Here is a 6,915-nt window from a genome sequence, read left to right as displayed (position 1 = left end):
GGCGGCCCGGGTAACCCTCGGCGTACTTGTTGGTCAGGACCGAGCCCTGGGCTTCCATCACTGCGCGCGGGGCGAAGTTCTCGGAGGCGATCATTTCCAGGGTGCCGCGCTGGCGGCCAAGCTCCTGGGCGAGGACTGCGGCGATTTCGGGGTCAAGTTCGGCCAGCGGCTGGTTGCTCACGGCGGCGGAAGAAAGGCTAAGAGAGGTGGTCACGGGGGAACTCCTGGCTAGGCAACGGGCACTTCTTAAGGTCAGGTTACCGGCTGGCCCGCGGCGGCGCCCCCAGATTACGGCCCCGGAAAGGGTCCGCGCCAAGGGACCGGCACCCGTTGAGGGTGCCGACGGCGGGCCGGCAGCAAGGCGCTGCCAACCGGAAAACATGACCCTCGGCCCAGGCGTACGATCCGTGGTCTTCGTGAGTGCCGCTCCCTGGTGGTTAACCACCCAACGCCAGTTGCGACCGTTCCAGAATACCCCAGGCCGGCGGCCCGGACCGAGCCCTGAGTGACCGCGGGTAGGCTGTCTTTCGTGACTGATGACCAGCTGACTTCTTCCTATGTCCTGACCCTCTCCTGCCCGGACCGCCCCGGAATCGTGCACGCCGTCGCGGGCGCCCTGCTCGTAGCGGGCTGCAACATCACCGACTCGCAGCAGTACGGCAGCCAAGGCACCGGCACCTTCTTTATGCGCGTCGAGGCCACGACCGCGAACTCCCAGCTGGAGCTCCAGGCCGCCCTGGAGCCCGTAGCCCAGGCCTTCGGGATGCAGTGGAGCCTCAACCCGGCCGGACGGAAAATCCGGACCCTGTTGATGGCCAGCACGTCCGCGCACTGCCTCAACGACCTGCTGTTCCTGCAGCGTTCCGGCACCCTGCCCATCGAGATCCCGGCCATCGTGTCCAACCACCGGGACCTGGCGGGCCTGGCCGAGTTCTACGGCATCCCCTTCCACCACATCCCGGTCACCCCGGACACCAAGGTCCAGGCCGAGGACGAGCTGCGGGCACTGATGGCCGAGCACGACATCGAGCTCACCGTCCTGGCCCGCTACATGCAGATCATCTCCGACGAGCTGTGCCAGCAGCTGACCGGCAAGGCCATCAACATCCACCATTCCTTCCTGCCGTCCTTCAAGGGCGCCAAGCCCTACCACCAGGCGCACGCCCGCGGCGTGAAGCTCATCGGCGCCACCGCCCACTACGTGACGGCCGCCCTGGACGAGGGCCCGATCATCGAGCAGGAGGTCATCCGGGTGGACCACCGGCGCACTGCCGAGCAGTTCGTTCAGATGGGCCGCGACGTCGAGGGCCGCACCCTGGCCCAGGCCGTGCAGTGGCATGCAGAGCACCGGGTCCTGCTGGACGGGAACCGCACGGTTGTTTTCAACTGACCTGCGGTCATTGAATAGGGGTATGGCACTTTCCCCGGAAGACCCGCTGACCGAGTTCGTCGCCCTGCTCAAGGCTGAGGGCCGCAGGGGTGTGCTCGGCCTGGACTGCGGCCGGGGCGCGGACGGTCTGCGCTTTGTCCAGTCCGGCATCCATTTCACCGGCGTCGACCGGTCCGAGGAGAACATCCATGCGGCCCGGGCGCGGGGCCTGGAAGCCTCGGTCGCGGCGGCCGGCACCCTGCCCTTTGCCGACTCGGCGTTCCCGTCCGTGTGGGCGGTGGACGCCCTGGCGGGACTTCCGCCGGAGGAGTGGGACGACGTCGTCCGCGAACTGGGGCGCGTCGCGGCACCCGGGGCGCCGATCGCCGTCGTCCTCCCCGAACCCGACGTCCCCGAATCCGACCTTTCCGAACAGGTCCTTTCCGAACAGCGCGCCGGGTTCACGGTGCTCCGCTCCCCCGCCTGACCCCTCTTTCCCGTTGAGCTATCAGTTGGGGCTGTTATCCGGCCCCCATAAGGACCACAACTGATAGCGCAACGCGGCGGGAGACGTGTCCTAGGCTGGAGGCATGGCTCCCATTTACGCTTTCGCCGGCGACACCCCGGCTGTCCACGAATCCGCCTTCATCGCACCGAGCGCCTCGGTGATCGGCAAGGCAACACTCGCCGAGAACTCCAGTGCCTTCTACGGCGTCTCCGTCCGGGCCGACACCGCCGCGATCACCGTCGGCGCCGGCACCAACCTGCAGGACAACGTCGTGCTGCACGCGGACCCGGGCTTCCCCTGCACGGTGGGAGCGCGGGTCAGCGTCGGCCACAGCGCCGTCGTGCACGGCTGCACGGTGGAGGACGACTGCCTGATCGGCATGAGCGCCACCATCCTCAACGGCGCCGTGATCGGCGCCGGCTCGCTCATCGCCGCCGGCGCGGTGGTGCTCGAAGGCACCGTGATTCCGCCCCGCTCCCTGGTCGCCGGGGTGCCGGCCAAGGTCCGCCGTGAACTCAGCGACGAGGAGTTTGCCGGCGTCCAGCAGAACGCGGCGCACTACCAGGAACTGGCCCGCGCCCACCGCGAACTGCACGGCTGAGGACCTAGTCCAGGGAGACCGGGCCCAGCTCGTCCAGCACATCGCCCGGGCCCGGGTTCCCGGCGGCCGATGAGCCGCCAAGGTGGTTGACGACCCCCCAGACCGCGTTCAGCCCCGTGGTAACCGCACCTTCGGCCCATCCCGCGGTGAAGGACACGTCGTCGCCGGCCAGGAAGATGCCGCGCTGCCGGTCGGGGAGCTTGTCCTGCTTGAAGTGGCTGAAGAGCCGCTGCTGGTAGCGGTAGTGCCCCGGCAGGTTGGCCTTGAAGGCCCCCATGAAGTTGGGGTCCGCCTCCCACGAGACGGTGATGGGCTGGCCGACGATGTGGCTGGCGATGTCCACGTCCGGGTAGATCTGCGCGAGCGAATGCAGCATGAGCTCCACCCGCTGGTCCGCGTCCAGGGCCAGCCATTTCAGCGCGTCGTCATTCCACGTGTAGGACAGCAGGATCACCGCCGGCTTGTCCGGGCCGTTGTCCAGGAGGTAGGTGGCACGGTTCAGCCGGTCCGTCAGCGTCATGGACATGACCTCTCGGCCCGTCCGGGGATCGAGGTCTTTCCAGAAAGGCCGGTCGACCATCACAAAGGTCTTGGACGACTGCATGTAGTGCGAGCGCTCGATCGCTGTCCACAGTTCGGCCGGGAACAAGGTTTCTTCGGTGTGGATCCGCGTCGACAGGAGCCACGACTGGCACGTCGTCACGACGGCGGGATAGGCAGCTTCGCGGCCCCACCGTTCCCGGATGCGGAAGTCGCTGCTGCCGTCCCGGGCGATCCTGTCCACGGCGCCCCGCGGCGCACCGGCATGCAGCGACGCCAGCGACGTTCCGTCGGGCCAGTGGACCATGCCCGACGGCGCGTGCTGCCAGAGCGCTTCCGGGAGCCGTTGCGCTCCGCCTTCAATGAGCCGGTGCGCGTCGTCGGCGTCGGTGTAGACCACACGCAGGATCTCGAGGATGGAGTTGGGGAAGTCCGTATCCCAGCCGCCCGTGCCGAAGCCCACTTGACCGAACGCCTCGCGGTGGGCGAAGCCGGCCTGCTTGAACGAGTCGCTGCCGGCGATGAATCCGTAGAAGGTCTGTTCATCCAGCAGGGGAAGGAGCCCGTTCCACAGTTCCTTGATCCGGGCGGTGTCGCGGGCGCGGATGGCGTCCTGCATCTCGGTGAACTTGGCGCCGTCGTTGACGGCAGCCTTCCAGGCCTCGGCAACTTCCCGGAAGAACGGCGGGAGGTCCGCCGGGGTGCGGGCGTAGTGCTTCTGCCCGGCAAGCTCGATCACCGTACTGGAGGTCGCCGCCGCCAGCGGGTTGGGGAACTCCGCGGTCTCCAGCCCGAGCATCTCGACGTAGTGGTAAAACGCCTTGCCCGAGACCGGGAAGCGCATCCCGCCGAGGTCGGCGACCACGCCGGCGGCGGAGGGGAAGCTTGCGGTCCGCAGCCGGCCGCCGATCTGGTCCGCTTCGTAAATGACCGGGCGGAGGCCCAGTTTCATCAGCTCGTAGGCCGCAACCAGCCCGGAGAGCCCGGCACCGACGACGGCGACCTCCGTCCCGTGCAGTTCGGGCGGCACCGCCCCCAGACCGTCGGGGTGGGCCAGGTAATGGTCGTAGCTGAACGGAAAATCCGGATTCAGCATGGTGATGGGCTCCGCGGCGCCGGGGTCCGGCGTCGTCGGTCCGGGGGCCGGGAGTTCTGTGGCGGTTGTCATGAGTGGTGTGCTTTCATCGGTTCGGGGCTCGAGGTGGTGTCGGAGGCGGCTGCGGCGGATAGTTCACGGTATTCCTCGTGGCTGAGCGCCGCTACCCGGGAGTTCCTGCGGCCGTAGCCGAAGTAGACGGCCAGGCCCACCAGCATCCACAGCCCGAACACCACCCACGTGTCGGCGCCAAGGTTGAGCATGAGGTAGCCGCACATGGCGGCGCCGAGAATGGGCGTCAGCGGAAACAGTGGGACGCGGAAGCTGCGCTTGAGTTCCGGCCGGCTGCGCCGCAGGTAGATGACGGCGATGTTGACCAGGGCGAAGGCGAACAGCGTGCCGATGCTGGTGGCGTCGGCCAGCGCGCCGAGCGGGACCAGGCCGGCGGTGAGTGCGACCACAATGCCCACAATCAGGGTCCCGGCAACCGGGGTGCCGGTGCGGGGCGAGACGCGGCCGAAGATCCTGGGGACCATTCCGTCCCGTGCCATGGAGAGCAGGATGCGGGTCTGGCCGTAGAGGACCGTCAGCACGATGCTGGCGATGGCCAGCACGGCGCCGACGGCGAACACCAGTGCAATCCAGGGCTGTCCGGTCGTCTCTTCCAGGATCTTCACGAGGGCGGCTTCGGTGCCGTCGAACCAGCCCCACGGGCGCGCACCGATCGCTGCGATGGCGACAAGCACGTAGATGGTGGTGACGATCAGCATCGAGAGCAGGATGGCCCGGGGCAGGTCGCGCTTCGGATCGCGGGCTTCCTCGCCTGCTGTGGAGGCTGCGTCGAATCCGATGTAGGAGAAGAACACCCGGGAGGCGGCCGCCGAGACGCCGGCTGCGCCCATCGGCATCAGCGGCTCGAAGTGTGCGGCGTTGAAGGCGGTGAAGGCCACGGCGCAGAAGAACACCAGGATGCCGACCTTGACCAGCACGATGGCGGTGTTAATCCCGGCGCTTTCCTTGGCGCCGCGGACCAGCAGCGCCATGGCCAGGACCACGATCACGATTGCCGGCGCGTTCAGCACGCCGCCGTCTCCGGGGGGCTGCGATATGGCGTCCGGGAGCTCCAGTCCGAAGACGGCCAGGGCTTCGTTGACGTACTGGCCGGCGCCGACGGCGACGGCGGCCACCGACACTGCATATTCCAGCACCAGGCACCAGCCGCAGATCCAGGCCATGCCTTCGCCCATGGTCGCGTACGTGTAGGAGTAGCTCGATCCTGCCGCGGGCACCAGCCCGGCCATTTCGGCGTAGGACACAGCGGAGAGCAGCGCGGCGAGGCCGGCGATCGCGAAGGAGATCCAGATGGCCGGTCCGGCCAGCGGCACGGATTCGCCGAGGATCACGAGGATGCCGGTGCCGAGGGTGGCGCCCACACTGATCATCGTCAGTTGCAGCACACCGAAGCTGCGGACCAGCCGCGTGCCGCCGTGGCCCGTTTCGGCTTCGCTGACGAGCTGTCCGATCGGCTTGCGGCGAAGCAGTTGCGCCGCCAGTCCGGGACGTTCCGTGGTGGCCGGTGGCCGTTCCCCAATAAGCGTTGGCACAGTCATCGTTGACGTCCGTTCTTCAGTAGTGGTCATTTCCCCGCGTCCAGCCTAGGCGTGTGAGCCAGCTCTCATGGTTGTGCAAAATGACCTATAGTCTTCAGCCATGAGACTTAATGCACTGAGGCCACCGGTTCTGGATTCCTGTGGCAGCCATGGCTGCTGACGACGCGGAACGGCTGGGGTTCGTCACCCTGGCGCAGTTCCTGCGCCAGCTGCCGCCGGAACTGTCCGTCCTCCACGACGGCGGCAACGGGGCTGAGCGGCTGCGCTGGGTGGAGCCGAGCGAACTGGAGGATCCAACCCCGTACCTGCTCGACGGCGAGTTCCTACTCACGGCCGGCCTCCCGTTCCTGGGCGCGGGCGGGCACGGGGAGTTCGTGGACGCCTACGTGCAGCGGCTCGTCGCAGCGCGCGTCTCCGCACTGGGCTTCGGGCTGGAACCCTACTTCGACGCAGTGCCGGAATCCGTGGTCCTGGCGTGCCGGCGGCACAACCTGACCCTCGTGGCCGTCCCGAAGACCGTTCCCTTCGCCGCCGTCGGCCTTGCGTTCTCCCAACTGCTGGAATCGGACAATGCCACGACATTCCGGCAACTCGCGGACACGAACAGGCAGCTGATGCGCGCAGTGCTGTCAGCACGGCCGGAACACGAACTCCTGGCCGCCCTCGCGCAGCGGGTTCCGGTCTGGGCGGTGCTCGTGGGCGCCGACGGACGGCTGCGTGCCCGCGGAAGCGCCGGCGTCCCGGGGGAACACGCAACGCCGGGCGTGGACCTGGCAACGCTGCAGCCACTGCTGGCCAGGCTCCTGTCGGGCAGCGGTCCCCGCGTGGAGATGGACTCGTTCAGCACGGCAGGTTCGGCACTGGTTTTCGGCTATCCCCTGCGCAGCACCCGGGACGCCAACCTCGGTGCCCTGATCCTTGGGACCGATGCCCCGCTGACCCCGGCACAGAACAGTGTCGTCTCCACCGCTGTCGGGCTGCTGGAACTGCTGGTGCGGCAGCGTACCAGCGGTTCACTGGCGCCCAGCCAGCTCGCCACCGCACTGTTGCTGCATCCGGAAAGCCTGGTGTCGGGGGGCACGCGTCATCTCAACGGGCTCAAGGACCTGCTGGCGCAGAGCGTTTCCTCCACCCGGTCGGGGCAGCTGCGCGTGCTCCTGGGCATCCGCCCGGACGCTGCCTGGACCCCAG

6 protein-coding genes and 1 pseudogene (1 of these 7 only partly in view) are annotated in these 6,915 nt (G+C 68.1%); 4 read left to right on the top strand and 3 right to left on the bottom strand.

Annotated features, from left to right (window positions below):
- Positions 1 to 382, bottom strand: a pseudogene (glyA, locus tag K789_RS22360) (serine hydroxymethyltransferase); it reaches 1,090 nt to the left of the window's first position.
- Positions 383 to 529: 147 nt separating this feature from the next.
- Here glyA and purU point away from each other — a divergent pair.
- The 3 genes from purU (at position 530) to K789_RS0105040 (ending at position 2,478) form a co-directional block, all read left to right on the top strand.
- Positions 530 to 1,390, top strand: coding sequence for a formyltetrahydrofolate deformylase (gene purU / locus K789_RS0105050; RefSeq protein ID WP_024365808.1), 861 nt, complete (start codon positions 530 to 532; stop codon positions 1,388 to 1,390).
- A 22-nt stretch (positions 1,391 to 1,412) separates the two neighbouring features.
- Positions 1,413 to 1,856 carry a class I SAM-dependent methyltransferase gene (locus K789_RS0105045; RefSeq protein WP_024365807.1) on the top strand — a complete coding sequence of 148 codons (444 nt, stop codon included), beginning with the start codon at positions 1,413 to 1,415 and terminating at the stop codon, positions 1,854 to 1,856.
- Between the two features lie 103 nt (positions 1,857 to 1,959).
- Positions 1,960 to 2,478, top strand: a complete 519-nt coding sequence (locus K789_RS0105040; protein WP_024365806.1) for a gamma carbonic anhydrase family protein — start codon at positions 1,960 to 1,962, stop codon at positions 2,476 to 2,478.
- 4 nt (positions 2,479 to 2,482) lie between these two features.
- Here the strand turns inward: K789_RS0105040 and K789_RS0105035 are convergent, their stop codons facing one another.
- Together K789_RS0105035 and K789_RS0105030 are read right to left on the bottom strand one after the other, a co-directional pair.
- Positions 2,483 to 4,186 (bottom strand): flavin monoamine oxidase family protein, encoded by a 1,704-nt coding sequence (locus K789_RS0105035; protein WP_024365805.1) that lies wholly within the window; start codon positions 4,184 to 4,186, stop codon positions 2,483 to 2,485.
- The gene (locus tag K789_RS0105030) at positions 4,183 to 5,724 is read right to left on the bottom strand and encodes an amino acid permease (protein WP_024365804.1); all 1,542 of its coding nucleotides are present in this window, start codon (positions 5,722 to 5,724) and stop codon (positions 4,183 to 4,185) included. Before K789_RS0105030 ends, K789_RS0105035 begins: the two co-directional genes overlap by 4 nt.
- 149 nt (positions 5,725 to 5,873) lie before the next feature.
- Here K789_RS0105030 and K789_RS0105025 point away from each other — a divergent pair.
- On the top strand, positions 5,874 to 6,915 hold a 1,042-nt coding region (locus K789_RS0105025), incomplete at its 3' end, for a PucR family transcriptional regulator ligand-binding domain-containing protein (RefSeq protein WP_024365803.1).

This window comes from Arthrobacter sp. TB 26, from assembly GCF_000427315.1.
Taxonomy (GTDB): domain Bacteria; phylum Actinomycetota; class Actinomycetes; order Actinomycetales; family Micrococcaceae; genus Arthrobacter.
The sequence above is the reverse complement of the archived record's forward strand: the minus strand, read 5'-3'. Positions and strand labels throughout refer to the sequence as shown.